Source organism: Sulfitobacter pacificus (assembly GCF_030159975.1).
GTDB classification, from domain to species: Bacteria; Pseudomonadota; Alphaproteobacteria; order Rhodobacterales; family Rhodobacteraceae; genus Sulfitobacter; species Sulfitobacter pacificus.
In genome coordinates this window covers 16811-35768 of the sequence record NZ_BSNL01000006.1, presented here as the reverse complement: position 1 = coordinate 35768, position 18958 = coordinate 16811, and the positions used below count along the sequence as shown (strand labels likewise).

General features: G+C 58.0%; 15 protein-coding genes and 2 pseudogenes. 9 read left to right on the top strand and 8 right to left on the bottom strand.

Annotated elements, in window-relative coordinates:
- Positions 1 to 18: 18 nt before the first annotated feature.
- The 5 genes from QQL78_RS19115 to QQL78_RS19095 form a co-directional block, all read right to left on the bottom strand.
- On the bottom strand, positions 19 to 720 hold the full coding sequence (locus QQL78_RS19115; protein ID WP_176832926.1) for an ABC transporter ATP-binding protein: 702 nt from the start codon (positions 718 to 720) through the stop codon (positions 19 to 21).
- Entirely contained in the window at positions 717 to 1466 is a 750-nt protein-coding gene (locus tag QQL78_RS19110) for an ABC transporter ATP-binding protein (RefSeq protein WP_064223626.1), read from the bottom strand. The genes QQL78_RS19115 and QQL78_RS19110 overlap by 4 nt, the downstream gene beginning before the upstream one ends.
- Positions 1463 to 2413: a branched-chain amino acid ABC transporter permease gene (locus QQL78_RS19105; RefSeq protein WP_082894733.1), complete on the bottom strand. Its 951-nt coding sequence runs from the start codon at positions 2411 to 2413 to the stop codon at positions 1463 to 1465. The genes QQL78_RS19110 and QQL78_RS19105 overlap by 4 nt, the downstream gene beginning before the upstream one ends.
- Positions 2410 to 3267 carry a branched-chain amino acid ABC transporter permease gene (locus QQL78_RS19100; protein WP_064223625.1) on the bottom strand — a complete coding sequence of 286 codons (858 nt, stop codon included), beginning with the start codon at positions 3265 to 3267 and terminating at the stop codon, positions 2410 to 2412. The genes QQL78_RS19105 and QQL78_RS19100 overlap by 4 nt, the downstream gene beginning before the upstream one ends.
- A gap of 84 nt (positions 3268 to 3351) precedes the next feature.
- Positions 3352 to 4536: an ABC transporter substrate-binding protein gene (locus tag QQL78_RS19095; protein WP_067296557.1), complete on the bottom strand. Its 1185-nt coding sequence runs from the start codon at positions 4534 to 4536 to the stop codon at positions 3352 to 3354.
- A gap of 335 nt (positions 4537 to 4871) precedes the next feature.
- On the opposite strand from QQL78_RS19095, the gene QQL78_RS19090 reads away from it, so the two are divergent.
- Both QQL78_RS19090 and QQL78_RS19085 read left to right on the top strand, forming a co-directional pair.
- Complete coding sequence (locus QQL78_RS19090; protein WP_089423652.1) at positions 4872 to 5921, top strand: AraC family transcriptional regulator; 1050 nt, start codon at positions 4872 to 4874, stop codon at positions 5919 to 5921.
- Positions 5922 to 5972: 51 nt separating this feature from the next.
- Positions 5973 to 6356 carry a MerR family transcriptional regulator gene (locus tag QQL78_RS19085; RefSeq protein ID WP_064223622.1) on the top strand — a complete coding sequence of 128 codons (384 nt, stop codon included), beginning with the start codon at positions 5973 to 5975 and terminating at the stop codon, positions 6354 to 6356.
- Between the two features lie 205 nt (positions 6357 to 6561).
- On the opposite strand, the pseudogene QQL78_RS19080 reads toward QQL78_RS19085, so the two are convergent.
- A pseudogene (locus tag QQL78_RS19080) lies at positions 6562 to 7044 on the bottom strand (helix-turn-helix domain-containing protein); the annotation flags it as partial.
- 45 nt (positions 7045 to 7089) lie between these two features.
- Here QQL78_RS19080 and QQL78_RS19075 point away from each other — a divergent pair.
- Positions 7090 to 8436, top strand: coding sequence for an ISKra4 family transposase (locus QQL78_RS19075; RefSeq protein ID WP_078543006.1), 1347 nt, complete (start codon positions 7090 to 7092; stop codon positions 8434 to 8436).
- 12 nt (positions 8437 to 8448) lie between these two features.
- Positions 8449 to 8775, top strand: a pseudogene (locus tag QQL78_RS19070) (hypothetical protein); the annotation flags it as partial.
- 152 nt (positions 8776 to 8927) lie between these two features.
- Here QQL78_RS19070 and QQL78_RS19065 read toward each other — a convergent pair.
- Positions 8928 to 9719: a BrxR family transcriptional regulator gene (locus tag QQL78_RS19065; RefSeq protein ID WP_089423653.1), complete on the bottom strand. Its 792-nt coding sequence runs from the start codon at positions 9717 to 9719 to the stop codon at positions 8928 to 8930.
- Between the two features lie 72 nt (positions 9720 to 9791).
- Here QQL78_RS19065 and QQL78_RS19060 point away from each other — a divergent pair, with 72 nt between their 5' ends.
- The gene (locus QQL78_RS19060) at positions 9792 to 10928 is read left to right on the top strand and encodes an exonuclease SbcCD subunit D (RefSeq protein WP_089423654.1); all 1137 of its coding nucleotides are present in this window, start codon (positions 9792 to 9794) and stop codon (positions 10926 to 10928) included.
- Positions 10925 to 14005: an AAA family ATPase gene (locus QQL78_RS19055; RefSeq protein WP_089423655.1), complete on the top strand. Its 3081-nt coding sequence runs from the start codon at positions 10925 to 10927 to the stop codon at positions 14003 to 14005. Before QQL78_RS19060 ends, QQL78_RS19055 begins: the two co-directional genes overlap by 4 nt.
- A 460-nt stretch (positions 14006 to 14465) precedes the next feature.
- Here QQL78_RS19055 and QQL78_RS19050 read toward each other — a convergent pair whose 3' ends face one another.
- Positions 14466 to 15533, bottom strand: coding sequence for a hypothetical protein (locus tag QQL78_RS19050; RefSeq protein ID WP_198362935.1), 1068 nt, complete (start codon positions 15531 to 15533; stop codon positions 14466 to 14468).
- Positions 15534 to 15832: 299 nt separating this feature from the next.
- Between QQL78_RS19050 and QQL78_RS19045 the strand changes: the two genes are divergently transcribed.
- The 3 genes from QQL78_RS19045 to QQL78_RS19035 all read left to right on the top strand — a co-directional run bounded on the left by QQL78_RS19045 (position 15833) and on the right by QQL78_RS19035 (position 18924).
- Entirely contained in the window at positions 15833 to 18004 is a 2172-nt protein-coding gene (locus QQL78_RS19045; protein ID WP_008335691.1) for a ParB/RepB/Spo0J family partition protein, read from the top strand.
- A gap of 126 nt (positions 18005 to 18130) precedes the next feature.
- The gene (locus tag QQL78_RS19040) at positions 18131 to 18511 is read left to right on the top strand and encodes a DUF3768 domain-containing protein (RefSeq protein ID WP_284376151.1); all 381 of its coding nucleotides are present in this window, start codon (positions 18131 to 18133) and stop codon (positions 18509 to 18511) included.
- 116 nt (positions 18512 to 18627) lie between these two features.
- Positions 18628 to 18924 (top strand): hypothetical protein, encoded by a 297-nt coding sequence (locus tag QQL78_RS19035; RefSeq protein WP_008335680.1) that lies wholly within the window; start codon positions 18628 to 18630, stop codon positions 18922 to 18924.
- The last annotated feature ends 34 nt before the right edge of the window (positions 18925 to 18958 follow it).

Here is an 18958-nt window from a genome sequence, read left to right as displayed (position 1 = left end):
CGCCTTGCCAGTCTGAACTCATACACTGATGAGCTTTTCGATCTCTTCGCGGTTGGCCAGCAAATCTGCTGTCGTGCCGCTCCACTGGACGGTCCCGTTGTCGACAACGTACTGTCGATGGGCCAATTTCATCGGCACGCGCAGGTTCTGTTCAACCAGCAAAAGCGTCATACCTTCTTCGTTGATCCGCCGCATCGAATCGACCAATTCATCAACGATCAGCGGGGCAAGGCCTTCAGTCGGTTCGTCCAGCAGCAACAGTTCCGGATTAGTCAAAAGCGCGCGCGAAATCGCCAGCATTTGCTGTTCGCCGCCCGAAAGCGTGTTTCCCGCCTGTGACGCGCGATCAAGCAGCACCGGAAACATTTCAAAAATCCGGGTTTCGGTCCATGCGCCAGTGCGTCCCATGACGGTTGCGATGCGCAGGTTTTCATGCACTGTCAGATTGTCAAAAATGCGCCTGTCTTCGGGGACATACCCAATGCCCAGACGGCCCAGTTGGTTCGGGAGTCGCGCGGTAACGTCGTCCCCTTTCCAGACTCTGCGCCCTGAAACCGGTTGCTTTAAACCGATGATCGTCTTGAGAATGGTGCTTTTGCCTGCGCCATTGCGCCCGATCAGCGAAACAACTTCGCCCTGTGCGACTTCGATCGACACGCTATGCAACGCCTGCGCCTTGCCATAAGTGACATTGCAGCTTTCCAACGCAAGCAGCTTCATTCCTCTTCTCCCAGATAAGCCGCTCGCACCTCGGCGTTTGCGCGGATTTCTTCAGGGCTGCCAGACGCCAGAATTTGCCCTTGAACCATCACGACCAAAGCACTGGAGACCCGCATTACAACGTCCATGTTGTGTTCGATCAGCAGCACGGTGCGGCCCTTGACGATCCGTTTTATCAGCTCCATCGCAGGCCCGATCTGGTCATGTCCAACACCGGCCAATGGTTCATCGAGCAACAGGACCGATGGGTTGCTCAGCAATGCCAGCCCGACTTCCAATGCGCGTTGATCGCCGTGAGACAAGGTTTCGGCGGGGCGGTGCGCCATCACCGTCAGGCCGATCTCTTCGAGAACGCTTTCGGCCCGTTCCCTGACTGCAGGAAAGCGGCCCGCCGGAAGCCAGAAGGGCTGCAACCTGTACAGATGCGCAAAAGCAGCAAGTTGAAGGTTCTCAAGCACCGACATGCCGGCGAAGATCTTGGTGATCTGGAAACTGCGGCCCAGACCGATGCGGGTCCGTTTATGCACCGACAGGCCCGTTACATCGCGCCCGTCCAGCATCACTTGACCACCGCTTAGCTTGGCATGACCCGAAAGCGCATTCATCAACGTGGTCTTGCCCGCACCGTTAGGTCCGATAATCCCGTAAAGCTGACCCGGCTGGAAGTCGAACGTCACACCGTTGACAGCTTTCAACCCGCTGAAGGAGACCTGAATATCGTTGCAACTCAATGATCCGGCAGTCATTGCATGTCTCCTTCGTCCTGATCACCTTGGAACATTCCGGCAATACCGTTGCGTAGGAAGATGGTGGCAAAAATGAACACCAGACCAAGGATGCCGTACCAATATTGGGTGATTTGGCTCAGTTCTTCTTTCAGTAATTCAAACAAGGCCACGCCAAGAATCGGACCTAGCAATGTGCCTTTGCCGCCCAGCACGGTCATGATCAAAACGTCGCCCGATGTGGACCAATGCAGCATTTGCGGAGAGATGTAGAAGATCAACGATGCCAGCAGGGCTCCTGCAACACCTGCATACGCACCCGAAACGATAAACGCCGATTGGCGCAAGCTATGGACGTTGTATCCGAGTTGCGCGGCGCGCACGTCGTTCGCCTGTACCGCGCGCAATGCCCGCCCGAATGGCGACCCACGCAGCAATGCCATCAGCGCCAGTCCGATCAGGAAAACCGCCACGATAAACCCATAATAGTTGTGGTTGTCGTAGAAATTGATCCCGAACAAGTCAGGCCGCGGCACGCCTGGAATACCGTCCAATCCGCCGGTGATTGCGCGCAGCTTGTTGGACGCAAGGATGTACATCATCTGCGCCAGGGCCAGTGTCAGCAGTGCAAAAAAAAGCCCCGAAACCCGAAGCGCAAAAAGCCCCATCAGGTAAGCCAGCACCGCTCCGACAATCGCCGCTGCAAAAAGGCCCGGTATAAAACCGACGCCATAGCTGAGGGTGAGGATTGTGAGCGCATAACCCCCTGCCCCGAACAACGCCGCATGGCCGAATGACAGCATACCTGTCACCCCGAAGACCAGATCAAAGCCGATTGCGAACAAGGCCCAGATCAGGATCAGGCTGACAAGGTTCACCCATTGCTCATCCTGCACAAAAAACGGAACGATAATCATAACTGCGATAATAATGCCCATCAGGGCCTGACCGATAATCCTGCGTGTCATGCCGAACGCCCCTTTGTGCTAAACAAGCCCGCAGGCCGGAACATCAGCGTTCCGATCAACAGGGCAAAGGTAAGTAGTTCGACCCATTCAGTTGCGTAGGTATATCCGGCCGCCCGCGTCATGCCCAACAGCAACGACGCAAGGATTGCGCCGCGAATGTTCCCAAGCCCGCCGATAATCACCACGACAAAACAGTCGATGATAACGCTGAATCCCATGCCCAGTTCGATCGGCACCAACGGTGCGCTAACCACGCCACCAAGAGCCGCAAGATACGCACCAAGCGCAAAGACGCCGGTGCGAACCCGGTTTACATTTACACCGAGTGTCTGAGCCATTTCCGGATCGGAACTGGCGGCGCGAATAATCATGCCCCATTTGCTACGGTCCAGCAGCAAGAACAGTGCCAGAGAAACCGCTGCACCAAAACCGATTACAAAAAGCCGGTATGACGGTATTTGACTGCCAAACATGGAAATCGGTGCCATGAAGATTTCTGGTGTCGGCACTTGCTTATAGTCAAATCCCCAGATCATCTTTGTCGCGTCGTCGATGACCAGAATGAATCCGAAAGTGAGTAAAAGCTGAAAAATGTGGTCGCGGTCATAGACCTGTTTCAGCGCCAAAATTTCGATCAGCGCACCAACACAGGCGACGATCAGCGGCGCAAACAGCAGTCCCAACCAGAACGATCCGGTCATATGAACAATTTGATACCCGACAAACGCGCCAAGCATATAAAGCGCGCCATGGGCAAAGTTGATCACCCCCAACATGCCAAAAATAAGGGTCAAGCCCGCTGCCAGCAGAAACAGCAGAAAGCTGAGACTCAGCCCGATCACGATAATGGACATATTCAGGGTTCCTCAGTTTCACCCCAAAAAAGCGGGCGACGCATGTCGCGAGGGAACAGCGCCGCCCAGTTCAGGGAGGATCGATTAACAGTCGCTAAACAGGCTATTTGCCGAAAACTCTTCGGTGATTTTCATGGTGAGGTCCGGCAATGGTGCCTCGCCCTTCACAACTTCACCCCAAAGACCGACCTGTTTGGCCTGATGGTCACAAGCGCGCATTTCCTTGCGCCCTTCGACCGAATTTTCATAGACCGATGTTTCAAATGCATCGACCCAGGTTTCCACATCCCAGCTGTCAGTCGCTTCGATGACATCCATCCACCAGCGAAGACCGTCAAATGCCTCGCCCGCGAAGGCCGAAGGGTAGTCACCGTTTGCGTCACGGTAGGCCGTCACGAATTCGGCGTTTGCCGGATTGTCGAGCGAGAAGTGATAACGCACGCCGGAGTTCACGCCCAATGCGGCCTCGCCTGTCGCGGCTGCAAAGATTTCATCCTGAAGCACGGGGCCGAACAGCACTTTGTTCTGACCCATCCCAACCTGACCTGCCTGCTTGCAGAAGGTGACGCCGTCATTGCCCGTTGCCACAACCAGAATACCATCGGCGTCCGAACGCGCCATCTTGTCGATGATGACCGAAAAGTCGCGGTTGCCAAGCGGGGCAAAGTCATTCCCGACGATCTCGACACCGGCGGCTTTTGCTTTTGCGGCAAAGTCGTCAAAGGCGCTGCGCGTGGCCTGATAATCAGCCGTGACCGCGTATACTCTCTTGATCCCGCGTTTCTTTACGAATTCAACACACATGTTCATTTCCATGGCCAACGTGTTGGACGTACGGAATGAGTAACGCGCACCGTCCATCTTGGTAATGCTGTCGTCTGCGGAAATCGTGACCAGATGCGGCACCTTGCGCTGTGTGGACAGGCTTTGCAGTGCCAGAGTCGACGCTGAGCTGACCGCGCCAAACATCAATTGCGTGCCTTCCGCCAACAGCCGGCTTGCTTTTTGTACGGCGGGCTGGGGTTTGGTTTCATCGTCTTCCCAGCTGAAGCGGACTTTTTTGCCCAACAATTCGCCACCCCGCATGGCCACGGCAAGTTCCGCGCCTTTGCGCATGTCATTGCCGATCAAGCCGTATGCGCCCGAGAAAGACAGAATGCCCGCAATGTGATAATCTTCGGGCGTTGCGGCCCGCAGAACCATTGGCGCAGGCAAGGTACTGGCCAAAGTTAGCGCCCCGGCGCTGCGTAGAAAATTCCGACGTTTCATAGTTTTCCTCCCGGTTTCACGCCCCAAGAAGTTTCTCCTGCAAGGCGAATGATGCGCTGCCCGGGATAAATCGTTCCCGGAAAAGCAGAATACTATCAGCAAGTTTGGCGGGTTTTATCATACGTCGGATCAGCAATCGGGCGGTAACAAATCATGGATTTGCAAATGGCGCAAAAGTGCATCTGATCGCGACCGTGTCCCTAACCCTCCCCCATCTCTTGCATCAAGCATCGCAGGGTTAGGACTGGCAGGGAATGTCCGAAAACGCCACAAATTTGACATTTTCTGCCAAATCGATATTATTTACCCATCAGTAGAATTTTGAGGTCATCGTCATGAAGGTGGGCTTGCTCCAAAACCTGCGTCTTCCCAAACATAGCATCCAGTTCATGTGTGACGTGCTGATCGAACACGGCATTGATCCTGACCCATTGCTCAAAGAAGCAGGTTTGCAGCTCAGCCTTCTCTCGGATCCATGGGGCACGCTGGACGGTATTCAGGAACTCACATTCCTGCGTGCCTTTTGCCGGAGTACAGCGCATATTGAAGGTGTCGCTTTTGTCACCGGTCTGCGTTACAGCCTGATCTCGTATGGCCCTATCGGGCTTGCCACGCTAGTTTCAGAGAATGTGACAGCGGGGCTGAGGGTTTTCACGCAAATGCAGGGGCTGGGATACGCACTGCTGGCATATGACATCACAGAGGACGATGAAGGTTTTGCAACAGGGTTTGTTGCCGACGACCAGTATGTACCGCCCGATCTTCTGGATTTTGTTCATGAACGGCTGCTTGGGTCCGGCCCGACCTTCTTCCGGGACCTGCGTCAAGAAAACCTGCCCATCCGTCTGATCGAATGCCCGTTGGACCGCCCGAAAGGCTGGATGAACCTAGAAGCGCGCTGGCAAACCGAAATCGTGTATCGCGCACCGCGCAGTTGCATTCACTTTCATCCTGGAACAGGCGCGCTGAAACTGCCGCTGGCGAATGCCCTTCTTGCGGTAAACTATCGTGTTTTGTGCGAGAATATGCTTGAAACCGGCCCCAAGCATACCGGAACAGCAAATTCGGTTTATCAGGTGTTGATGCAGGTGCGCGGCGTTTTTCCCAATGCGCCGGAAGTGGCCGAAACGCTTCATTTGTCAGAACGCTCTTTACATCGAAAACTTGCCAGTCAGTCGATGAGCTATCGCCAGATTATCGATAGCGTGCGCTTGCGCCGCGCACGGGAGCTTCTTGATACATCCGACTTACCGCTGGCTGAAGTTGCAGATCGCCTCGGTTTTTCGGAAACTGCCAGCCTGTCGCGATTTTTCCGGCGGGTTTCAGGGGATTCGCCGTCCGCATATCGAAAAACCAGCAAAGGGTTATTCGCCAGTTCACGTTAGGATTAGACGACGAGACGCTAACACGACCATATATCAGAACGGAGTGACGCCATGAACAAGTCCGATGACGAAACGCTCACCTTCAAAGAGATGGTCGGGAAATTCGACGTCACCCCCCGAACCCTGCGGTATTACGAATATCTCGAACTTCTCAAACCCACGCTACAAGGGCGTGAACGAAGTTATGATCGCAAACAGATCGCGCGGTTCAAGCTGATCTTGCGAGGTCGTCGGTTCGGAATGAAGCTTGAAGATATAAGAGTTTGGTTAGAAATATATAAAAACAGGGGCTCAAGAGCGCAGCTTCGCGAATGGGCAAGGATATCAAAAATCCTCGAAAATAAGCTTCGCGCCGAGATAAAAGAAAGAGAGGAAGCTCTGGCAGAATTACGAGAAACCTCAAAGCTCGCCAATGAATTGAATTTCAAAAAGTGATCCCGAAACCCAACGCACCGACCAAATAGATGGCTGGTTGATGCAAACACCCATAATTTGGAAGCGAATGGATGGAGCTAGCTCTAAAACACAATCGACAAAGTGCTGGGACGTAAAATTCGCTTTTACAACATACAGCGGGTCCCTGCGCATTATTTGCCATAAGCGCGCTTATGCGTGTTTCTGCCCACATTCCAGGCAAATACTAAGTTGCAATCCGCCACATTCGAAACCGCCCCAGCCCTGTCACCTCACGAACCAAGTCCTTTTCCTCCATCAAGGCAAGGTTTCGCTGCACGGCTGCGCGGCTGGAACCAATCTGGGACTCAGCCATTGGAGCAGACACAAGGGGCCATTCTGCAAAGAGAGCTCGTAAGGCGGGAGGGGTTTTGCCGGATAGTGGCGCCATTTCAGCCTCTGCCTGAACCGTCCAAGCCTCAGTCTGATCCAGATGCCGCATCGCCGTTAGAACAGCGCTCTCCATCCCCGCCAACCAACGGGCCAATCGTTCGTCCGGAGAACCAGATGCACGCAGCCCCCCTGCTCCACCCATGGCGAGCGGCGCAAATATAGCACCGTTTCCGTTGCTGCTCGCAATCCTGGCCGCCGTGACGGCGGCTTCGATCTGGTCTCCTTGTGTCGCGTTGCCCTTAAATCTGAGACACGACGGGAGTGGGCAAAACCTGGTGGTCGACGTGGTAGGGTAAGGTATCGGAACAAGGCGGGACCCACCATGGAAGTAAACATTTTTGTCGAGACGACGTTTGACGATGGAGAAACCAAGAAGCGCAATATCGGTCGACTTCGCCGTGCGCCGGACGAGTTTGGTTCCGAGAGTTTGGGCCTTCTCCTCAATGACGCAAAGACCTTACTGAGGCGTTTGCAGGAGACGATTGTGCAAGATCAGGTCGGTGAAGCAATGGAGGCTCGCCGGAAATGCGATGGCTGTGGCAAACAACGCGCGATCCATGATGATCGAGGCCGTATTCTCGACACTCTTTTCGGGCGAATTCGGGTGAAGTGGCCAAGGCTTCGACGCTGCTTGTGCCAACCGGCTGGGGTCGCGAAATCTGGGCCACAATCACCACTTGCCGGGTTATTCTCTGACCGTGCGACTGCCGAACTTCGGCGCCTGCAGGCTGAATTGGGGGCCAGGCACTCGTTTCGGGAAGCCGCTCGATTAATCGAAATGTTCATGCCCTGTTCGGCTCAATTGAACACGACCGTTCGAAATCGTTTGGGTCGCATCGCCGACGAGCTAGGCCGCGAAAACGTAAGCCAAGGAGACGCGGATACAATCGCTCCGCCATCACCACTGACCGTTTTCCTGGATGGTGCGCACATACGATGTCGACCTGAATACCAGAAACGGCACCTCGATGTTGTAGTCGGCAAGGTTGAAAGCCCCAATATGAGCCGGCGGTTTGGTCTCGTGCAGCAAGCCGCCGGTTCTCCAGCAAAGCAGCTCCGACATGACCTGATCGCGCAGGGCTGGGACGGTCAGAGCAAAGTGACCGTGATTTCAGACGGCGAACCTGCACTGCCGAATTTGGTGAGGCGTGCCGTTCGAGGTCCCGTCACCCACATACTGGACTGGTGGCATATCTCGATGCGGGTCAAGCACATTGAAAATGCGGTGCGGGGACTTCTGCAATCGAAGGGCTTTTCAGGGTTGCCGCTACTCTTCGAGCGACCTGCTGATACACTGCGTTGGCACCTTTGGCACGGCAAAGTGATGACCGCCGCGACAATCCTCAAGGTTCTTCAGATCGATTGCGATCGTCTGCACGCCGAAACCCGAGAATTACGAGAAGCGGCCAAGCGGGTCAAAGCCCGGTGCCAGGACCTCTATTCCTACCTTGCGAACAACTTCGACGCGCTCGTAGACTACGGCCATCGACACCGGAATGGCCTCGCAGTTTCGTCGTCCCGGGCAGAAGGCTGTGTTGATGACATCGGCAACACCCGCATGGGCAAGCGGCGGCGCATGAGATGGTCACCGCGGGGCGCGCAACGGGTTGCCGTCACTCGGGCCGCTGTCCTTGACAGAAGGCTAGGCGTCTCAAAGCGGGCCGCTTAACCACCAAGTTTTGCCCACTCCCACGGCAGGGTGCCGGCCGGCTTCCTGCTTGGCTTTATGCGCCGATGGCGAAATTCGTCGGGAACTCCAACTCGTCCCGCGGTCAAGCCGCCCGCGAGACCAATAACGGACCCCAAAGAGCGCGAATTGCTGAGACAGATGCAAGCCGCACCAACTGCGAACCGCCAGTTCCACGCGTCCGACTTGTGTCGCTTGATCGGACATGCTGCCTACGAAGCGCGTGTACTCGATGTGATCCACAAGTTTGGGTGTCAGAGGTTTTCAGCAACTTTGGCCGTGCACGGAAGAGCGGTGTTGGCAGGGGAAATATCCAGATGATCCGCTGGCGGCAGTGCGCGATTGGATCAATGAGCGCTCCCTGCGCTTGAGGGACCCCTGGATGGCTAAATTCGGGGGTCGGGCCTAGAGATGTGGTAGGGACTGCGTGAACAGCTTGCGGGCGGTTTCTGAGTTGGTTCTGAAAAGCTGGTTCAGGTATCCAACTGTTCCGTCATTTCCAACTCGAGCCGCGCAGTCTCCTGGTTCAGTCGCCATCTTCTAACGACATAAAACACGAGCGCCTTGCGAGTTTCGATCAGTAAATGCGTCTTGTCGTCAAATCCGTACTCCAGCTGGACGGCTCGCGCTTGTGCATCAGATAGATCTGAACGCGGACGTATCCACAAGCGCACTAAGCTGTTCCAGTCCGTGTCAAAAGGCAGGGGAGCAGGTCTCTCCCGCGTTTTCATGTCGATTTGTTTCGTTATTCGTATTGGGAGATAATCGCGGTACGCCTCGTGATTATAGCTCCATGCGCGGAGATAAATTGCCTCTCCGTCAAAATGGAACTGAACTGGACTGATCCACTGCGGGTCGGATAGGCCGCTTGTCATCGAGGTGTAGGTAATCTGGATGTCGCGTTCGCCCATCTTGGCGCGGTACAGCTGTGCGACAACGGTGGAATCCATCACGCGAGTGGGCAGCGGGATGCTCGCGCCAAGCGATGTCGCCTTGCCATCAAGTAATTCGAAAACTTGTTCCGGGCCAGCCTCAGTCAATGCGCAGTGGTCGCCGGTCGAGAAATAGGCCTTCTCTGCGGCATCGTAGACTGGCGGCGTATTCGTCAGAGAAAGATAGGTTCGAAAGTCAACGGCAGCCTGTGCCATCGAGATATTGAAGCGTTCGATCAAGTCGCGGCGGTTCGCCTGACCTCTCCAGGTCAGACATTGGTCGAGGAACAAAATTCGCTCACGTTGCGCGTGCTTGAGGGCTTTCAGGCTCATACGCCGAGTAATACTTGACTCCGCTCGCATAGTCCATACATTTACTATACGTATAGAAAATGGATTGATCTGATGAGACTACTTCATACGGCAGATCTGCACCTGGGGCGGCAGTTCATGGGGTTGAGCCTCGAGGAGGATCATGAGGTTATCCTGGGTCAGATCCTTGAAGCGCTTGTGGTCGAACGAGCTGATGTTCTTGTCATCGCGGGGGACGTTTTTGACCGTGCCTCTCCGCCCAATTCATCGGTCCGGCAGTTCAATCGCTTCCTCAAGCGTGTAGCAGAGGAGACCGAAGCCGCTGTGGTGATGATCTCTGGAAACCACGATTCTGGCGACAGGATCGAGGCTATGTCTGTCTTTTCCACCGCGTCTCGTGTGCTGGTGCGGGGGATTGCCGATGCGGTGGAAGCGCCGCTGGTGCTGCGTGACGCGCAGGGCGAGGTCGCCTTTTCCGCACTGCCCTTTTCCTATGAATACGCCGCACGCGAGGTGTTCAGGGATGAAAGCATTAATGCGCCGGCGGAGGTAGTTGCCGCCCAGATCGCTGCGGCAAGGAGGCAGGTGCCTGATGGAGCGCGTTGGGTCGTCGTGGCCCATGCTTTCGTCGCGGGTGGTGCGGTCGGCGAGACCGAGCGCGCCCTGACGCGAGTCGGAGGCATAGAAACTGTTCCCTCCGATGTCTTCGATGGGGCGGACTATGTTGCACTGGGGCATTTGCACAAGCCGCAGGAAGTGGGCGCGAGCCATATTCGGTACTCCGGCGCACCGCTTGCTTTCGGTTTCGACGAGGCGGGAAATGAAAAATCCATGACAGTCGTCGATCTTAAAGCTGAAGGGGTCGAGATCCGCATCGTACCGTTCCGACCGATCCGGCAGGTTCGCTCGCTTACTGGGGCATTCTCGGATCTTCTGGAAGGAACGCCGTCTGACGATTTCATCCAGGCTATCCTGACGGATGAAAACCCTCTGATCGATCCGATGAAACGGTTACGCGCGACCTATCCCAATGCTTGCCATCTGACCTATGCCCGGCAGGAGCGCGCTGCGGAGACCAAGGCGCTCGGCAGCGGACGGACCGCGGTCACGCCAATCGAGATGATTGTCGACTTCGTGAAGGTTGTGCGCGGCCGGGAACCAAACGCCACCGAAGTCGCGATCATCGCGGAAAAGCTCCACGCGGTAACCTCCGGGGAGGAGCAGACATGAGACCCATTCGCCTATCGCTTCAAGCCTTCGGGCCATTTGCGACAACCGAGGTAGTCGATTTCCGGTCCGCGCTGGAGACGGGTCTGTTCGGGATTTATGGTCAGACCGGCGCGGGAAAGTCGACGCTGTTTTCGGCGATGTCCTTCGCGCTATTCGGGGCGCCGACCAAGACTGATCAAGAACCACGTTCACTACGCTCGGATCACGCCGCGTCGGATCTACCTACCGAAGTTGAATTTGTCTTTGAGCTGGGCGCCAAGACCTACCTGATCCGTCGTCGTCCGGCGCAGGAACGTCCGAAGGCACGCGGTGAAGGGACCACTGAGGACGCGTCGGAAGCCTCGTTATTCGACGTCACCGGGATTCCGGTGGACATTCTTGGTCCGAGTCAGTCTGGCCGTGTCATTGCGGAAAAGAAAGTCTCGCTAGTTGGGCAGCAAGTCGAGGCGCTGCTTGGCTACGGGGCAGATCAGTTTCGACAGATCGTGCTCTTACCGCAAGGCAAGTTCGAGACGTTCTTGGCCGCAAAAACGGATGCGCGGGTCGAGATATTGCGGGATCTCTTCGACGTGAAGATCTATCGAGATCTCGCCGCACGGCTGAAAGAAGAAGCCTCAGAGGCAGAACGAGCGTTGCGCGACCAGCGCGCTCTCTACGTGGCTCGACTCGAGGAACGTGGTTTTGAGAGCGCGGAGGCGCTAGAACTCGGGATTGCCGCAGCCGAAACAAAAGTCGAAGAAAAGCAGGGAGTTCAGAACGGCGCGGCGATGGCTACCGAAGCCGCGCGTAAAGCTCTGACCGAAGGCGAGCAAATCGAGAAAGCATTTTCTGCTGTCGACACGGCACAGCAGGCATTCGATAATCTAGAAAAGAAAACGGGCGAGGTCGAAGAACTGGCCAAGCGCATTGAGGCTGTCCGGAATGCCATTCAGGCCCGTGATCTTGAGACGGCTTTGCGCGATGCGGAGCAGGAAAGCCGGAATGCGGTGGAGGCTGTCACAAAGGTCGAGGCGGCACTAGATATCGCCACTGGCGCGAAGGAGGTGGCGGGAAAAAAACTTGTTGAGGCACAGTCGGGCGAGGACCGGCGGCAGCAAGTTCAGGCTGACCTGACAAGGTTGGAGGCGATCGAGAACCAGGTCGGTCAAGCAGCGGCTCTTAGAAGCGCGTTTGACGACGCTGCGAAGGACGAAGGTTCGGCGAAGAAGGCTCTGACCGAGGCCATAGATGCCCGAGAGAAGCTCAAGTCTCAGCGCGATGCGACCGATCTGGCACTTGATCAAGCGCGAAAGACCGAAACGGTGCGAGGCCAGCTGACCGGTGAGTTGGCCGAGGTCAACCGAGAAAGAGTCAAGGCAGCGGCGCATGTTAAGGCGCAAGAGGCTGTCGCGGATGCTCAACGAAATGTAGAAGCGGCATCGAACGAACTGGCGACAAGAACCGACGCGGCGCAAGCCGCTGATGCGGCATTGGTAGATGCCGAGGCACGGCTTTCGCGCACGCAAGCGATCATTCTGGCCGAAAAGTTGACCGAAGGAGCGCCCTGCCCTGTCTGTGGCTCCCATGATCATCCTGCGCCTGCCCATGGTATGCCCGAACAATCTGGTTTGACCGAAGCGTTTCGGAGTGCGCAGGTTCAGGCGAGAACTGCCTCCGAAGCCAGAGTTCGGGCCGAAAGCGAACTCGGCAATTTTCGAATGCGGCTCGACGAAAAGAAGCGGGCGCTCGAGGAACAGGAAAGTCCTGAGCGCACGTTAGCGGAACTCGAAGTTGAAATCGCACGGCTTGAAGGCGACGTCGCCGCGCTTGGAGAAGCGGTCGATTTAGACGCGATGGCGGAGCAGTTGGCCCAACTCAAGCTGAAACTGACTGAGGCTGAAGCTGCCGAGGCTACGGCGCGCACCGCTGCGGGAAAGGCCGAGACCGATCTTGCCGGCGCGCGCGCCAAGCTGGACACAGTGATCGAGGCCCTGCCGGAAGGTCTGCGCACGCCCGAGGCGGTTGTCGCTCGACGGGAGGCTTTACAGAGAGAGCAAAGGCAACTGTCCGAGGCGCTGGAAGTGGCGACGCAACAGGACCGAGCCGCCGGTGAAATGCTCACCCGTGCGCAAGAGCAGCTGGAAGCAGCAAAGCGGGCGCGCGACGCGCAGCAACAGCGCGTGAAAAAGGCGCAAGATGATTTTGGTGCTCGGCTTGCCGAGGTCGGGCTGGACAAAGCGGGATATGATGCTTGCAAGGCGCATTTCCCGACCCTCGATGCCGACCAGAAGACGGTATCCGATCATCGTGAGGGCCTGATCGCGGCTCACACGACATTGCAGAACGCCATAGCCGCTTGCGCAGATCGTGAACGCCCGGATCTTGCCCCGCTTCAGCTGGCGTTGGCAGACGCCACCCAGACCTTGAACGCGGCCAACGCTGCACTCGCCACAGCGAGGACAGATGTATCGTCACTGACCAAATTCAAGGAATCGCTTGCGGCGGCGCTGGCCGAAACCGAGCGGCTTGAAACCGAGACCGGTCCGCTCCGGGGGCTGGCCGATCTGGCTAACGGCAAGAACGATTTCAAGATGACACTCGAGACCTTCGCGATCGGTGCAATGTTCGACCAGGTTCTCGATGCGGCGAATATGAGGCTCGACCCTATGACACGTGGTCGCTACCGGCTGACGCGCGGGCTTGAGGCATCTGGCGGCCGCGGCAAGCGTGGGCTCGAAATCGAGGTCTTCGACATCAACACCGGCAAGGCGCGTCCGACAGCAACGCTATCCGGTGGCGAGACCTTTATCGCGGCACTAGCCCTCGCGCTTGGGCTAGCTGATGTGGTCGAGAGCCTTTCGGGCAAGATCCGAATGGACACGATCTTCATCGATGAAGGCTTCGGCAGCCTCGACACCGAGAATGGGGCGGGCACGCTGGACCAAGTGATCCAGGTTCTTGCTGCGCTGACAGAGGGCAGCCGGGCTGTGGGACTGATCTCGCATGTCGGGCTGGTGCAGGAGGCTATTCCACAAGGCTTCTATGTGCGTTCGACCCCAAGCGGCAGCCGGGTCGAGGAAAGGAGGGGGCTGGGATGACGGACCGTTGGTATTTCCGTAAGGCGCACACCCGCCGCCTGTCGACGGGGCGCACGGTATCCGTCCGCGGCGGTTGGGCAGTTCGGGGCGACCGTGAAAGCAAGAAGGGCGCACCGTTCAGGCGGACTTGTCCAATATGCGGGGCGCTGATCGTAAGTGTGGGCATGCCCAGAGGGGGCTGGGTCCATTTCGAGGGCGGCAAAGGCCTGACACGAATTAAACACCATTGCCTACATCTTGGCGAAGGTCTGAGCAGGCGGCGCGACGAGGACACACCGGATCTTTTCGAAATGCTGCGATAGCTCGTTGCCGGATTACACAAAGCAATTCTGAGAGAAAATTTTGTTCGATATCCAACCCAGGATTCTTTGGCGAATCTGATGAACGTAGGCATCGGCGCCACGCGCCCCACCCTCAATGAACTGAGAAGGCCCTTACCGCTGGATCTACTCACAACGGTCTAGTCCTTGATCCGCCACATCCTGAAGCGTCCTTGTTGCGTCACTTCTCGGATCAGGCCTCTCTCTTCCATCCAAGCGAGGTTCCTTTGAACAGCCGCGCGACTTGCGCCTGTTAAGACTTCCGCCATCGGGGCCGACACCAAAGGCCACTCTGTCAACGCCGAACGAAGAGCGGCCGGAGTTCGCCCCGAAAGCTGAGACATGGCTCCTTCCGCCCGAGCACTCCATGTCTGGGTATCATCTAGATGACGCATCGCCGTTAGAATTGCGCTGTTCATCCCATCCAACCAGCGGGCCAAGCGTTCGGGTGGCAAGCCCGAAGCACGCAGCCCCCCTGCCCCGCCCATAGCGAGCGGTGCGAAAATGGCGCCGCTTCCGTCACTGGCCGCGATCCTGGACGCGGTGACGGCGGCTTCCATCTGGTCGCCGTGCTGTCCGAGGCCCGCCAGGCTCCAGAGATGAAAGCCCATGCAAGCCCGCGTGATTGGGTGGAGATCGGCTGCGGCTGCTATTACGTCCAGCCATCCGCCCGCGCGATCTTCGAAACGCTCAGTGCTGTCTTCAATGTTTTCGGGATCGCGGCGATCTAGGAAGGCTGCCAAGTCACCTTTTGGTCCGGGACCGCCAGTCAGGCGCCGAGCGGCCCATCCAACTCTTGCTAGGGCATTTGTGTCATCCTGTGCGCCCGAGAGCCGCATCGACACCCAGAGCGCCAGCCGATCAGAACTCACCCGATCTCCTGCGAACCAGCTAAGATCCGCCGCCTCGATGAGAGCGAGCCGATGCCGCCAGCCTTCCGGACCGCGCAGCAGCCGGTCATCCAGAGCTCCAAGGCGTCCAGCCACTCTTGCCAGTCGCGCAGCGTGAACCCCCTCTGCCCTTGCCCAGTCATCGACGACAGCGGTGTCGGGCGGTTCCGCCCGCGGCCCGGGAGGCAAATCATCGGGTTCTTCTTCGAGTGGCCCAGGCAGGAACCAGAGATCATCCTCGTGAGCCTCTTCGTCCCCCTCGACTGTGATGAAGGGGTCGTCAAAATCATTAGTCAAATTAGATGTTTGTGATTTCATATGTGCAAAATACTGATTTTTTGCCCATTACCCAAGCGTTTTTGTGGCCGTTGCTTGCGCCCTTTATATAGTACGCGCGCGCGACTGCCGGCGGAACCTCTCAGATCGCGCTCTGCGCAAGAAAACCAAGGCATTGTACGCCAGCTCAACGAGAGAACACTTGCTTGCATTCGTTTATAAACCGTCGATTGGTGACGTGATCCGCAATTGGAAAAAGCCAGAGAAAGGGAAGCCCGGGTGCCGGGCTTGATAGGATAGAGAGAGTCTCATCCGGGTCCGGCGTAACAAGGACCCTGACCATGGCCAAGACCTCAACCCGCCCGAAACCCGCCACCGTGAAGAAGACAGAAGCCGCCGCATCGGCAACGGCTGACGGAGCGACCGACATTCGTCTGATCCCGCTCGACCAGCTGGAGCCCAGCCCGCTCAACGTTCGCAAGGTGGCGCCGAGCGCCAGCGTCGAAGCCGAGCTTCTCGCAAGCATTCGCGAAACCGGCATCAAGCAGAACCTGGTGGTTCATGCGCTGTCTGAGACACGTTTTGCGGTTGATGCCGGCGGTCGCCGCCTCAAGGCGCTGAAGCAGCTCGCCGATGACGGCGTGATCCCAGTTGATCACCCCGTGCCCTGCCTCGTCGAGGACGAGCGCAACGCCATCCTCACATCTACCACGGAAAACCTCCAGCGCGCGGCGATGCACCCGGCCGACCAGTTCGAAGCTTTTGAGGCGATGATCGCCGAGGGGCGCAGCGAGGACGAGATCGCGCTGAAGTTCGGCGTCTCGGTCGACCTGGTGCGACGTCGTCTCAAACTCGCCCGTGTCGCGCCCGAGATCATCGAACAATTCCGTGCGGGCGATCTGACCCTCGAATGCGTGATGGCTTTCACGCTGACCGACGACCATGACCGCCAACTGGCAGTTTGGAACGCGGTGAAGGGCGGCTATCACATCCACCCACAGAGCATCAAACGCCAGCTGACTGAGACCGCGCATTCGGCGAACTCGGCCCTCGGGCGCTTTGTCGGCATCGAGGCGTATGAGGCGGCAGGCGGCGTTCTGCTGCGCGATCTCTTCGACGATCGTGCCAGCGCCCATATGGAAAACCCCGAGCTCCTGGAGCGCCTCGCCATCGAGAGGCTGCAGGCTGCGGCCAAGACTTTTGAGGGGATGTGGAAATGGGTCGAGGTTCACCTCTCGGTCGACTACGGCGCGTTTCGCAGTTTCGGGCGGGTCTATCCGCAGGATGTCGATCCCGATCCGGACTTGCTCGCCGAGGAGGAACGTCTCATCGCCCGCGAAGAGGAATTGGCGGCGCAGAACGACGGCGAGGATTGGTCTGAGGCGGAGACGGAGGAATACTACGCAATCGAGCCGCGTTTGCGCGAGATCGAAGCCCTGCAGCGCGAACGGCAACCGTACGCGGACGAAGATCGTGCCATCGCGGGCGTGGTTCTGACCATCGGTCATGACGGGGCGCTACGTGTCGAGAAAGGCCTCGTGCGACCAGAAGATATCCCCGCTGCGACCGAGCCGGGCGAGGATAGTGCTGAAGCGGGTGATGCCCCATCCCCTGCCCGCCCGCACGTGACGCCGCCAACCTCCTCGACGCCGGTGCCAACCTCCGATCCGGCGGCGACCTTGCGCAAGGCGGATGGGATTTCGGCGAGCCTCGCCGACGATCTGCGCGCGACGCGTCAGCACATCCTGCGGGCGCATCTGGCGGCGGATTTCGAGGTGGCGTTCGATGCGATGCTCTACGCGCTCTGCGAACAGGCTTTGGGGCGGTCCTACAACAACGAAGCGCTCGACATCTCGATCCGGCCTTTCCAGGCGCAAGACCGCGAGGTGCTGCATGCGGATACTGTCGCCCAGAAAATGCTCGAGGCACTGGAACAGGACCTCGCCACCGACTGGATGAAGCTCGAGAAACCAGAGGACTTCCGGGTGATGTCGGCGCTGCCTCTTGCCGATAAGCAGGCGCTTTTCGCCTGGGCGACGGGTCTGGCGGTAAAGCCGCAGCTCTCCTCCGACAATCGCCCCTCCCCAATCATCGAGGAGATTGGCGCGCGGCTTGATGTCGATGTGGCGGCCTGCTGGCGCCCGACCGCGCAAAACTACTGGGGTCGAGTCAACAAGGGCCATGCAGTCGCGACTGCGCTCAAGCTGATCAGCGAGGACTACGCCGAAGATCGCAATCGCGAGCGCAAGGGCGATATCGCGGCCGCGATGGAGCGGGCTTTCGCGGAAACCGCCGGCGAGACGGAAGGGTTCGGCGCGGCGACGGTTGCGAAGACGACGCGCTGGCTGCCCGACGGGATGGCGTTTGCCGGTGCGATGGACGCTGACGCCGACATGGGTGACGATGTGCCCGAGGCCGAAGAAGGCGACCAGCCCGCCTCAGATACTCAGATCGATGCCGAGAACGACGAACCGTCGTCCTTGCCAGCCTTCCTCAGTGGGGATGCTGCCTGACGAAGCGACCACCGACCTGAACCTGACATGATCTCTGGGCCGTCCTCACATCGAGGGCGGCCCTTTCCGGCTGGCGGGTTGACCACAGCCGATAACGGATCAGCTGGCCCGTCCCGGAGAATTCCTATGACCACCACACTCGACCTCGACCCCGTTCAGGAAGCCGCACTTATCGCTGCGCAGAATGACGCCTTTCGCCGTACCATCCTTGGCAATGCCCCAGTTGCCGATGCCCCGCAGGGCCAGTTCGTAATGACACGCGGCGTCGCGGCGCTTGGGCTCGATGTGCAGCTGGAACTCACCCGCCGCGTCGCCGCTTTCGACACCTTCATTGCCGACAGCGACCCCCATGGCTGGCACGAGATGGGTGTCATTGAGCTTGAGGACACGACGGTCTGGTTCAAACTCGACCTGTACGATGTCGACTACCAATACGGCTCCCCCGAGCCCTCTGACCTTGCGCAAACGCGTCGGGTCCTGACCCTGCTGCTGCCGTGGGAATACTGACGCCCCCCATCCCTAGTCACCGCCCCGGACCGCCCTTGCACAAAGGGCGGTCCTTTCAGGCTGGCGGGTTCCAAAGGGCGCGATACCCGCGTCCGGCCCGCCACAGGAGACCAGAGATGGCCAAGACACTCGACTACCAGATTACCCTCTATCCCGCGCATCGCGATGGCGCCTTCGTTGTCACTCAGTTCCAGATGATGGCGAGCTACCCCGAAAAGCGCATCCAGGCCGCGGGAATGGATGACCTGATCGACAAGGTGACGCAGTTCGCAATGGAGCACGGCGAGAGCTGCAGCGCTTCGGTGCGTTGTCTCGCCCCGCGCAAACCGCCGGGGTTCAAGCGCGCGACCGAGAACCTCTATTTCAACCTGGTAGATCGGACGGCTGAAGACCGCGGCGACGCTGCGGCCTGAAGCCCCGCAGGAAACTTCCTGGGCGACCCCGCGT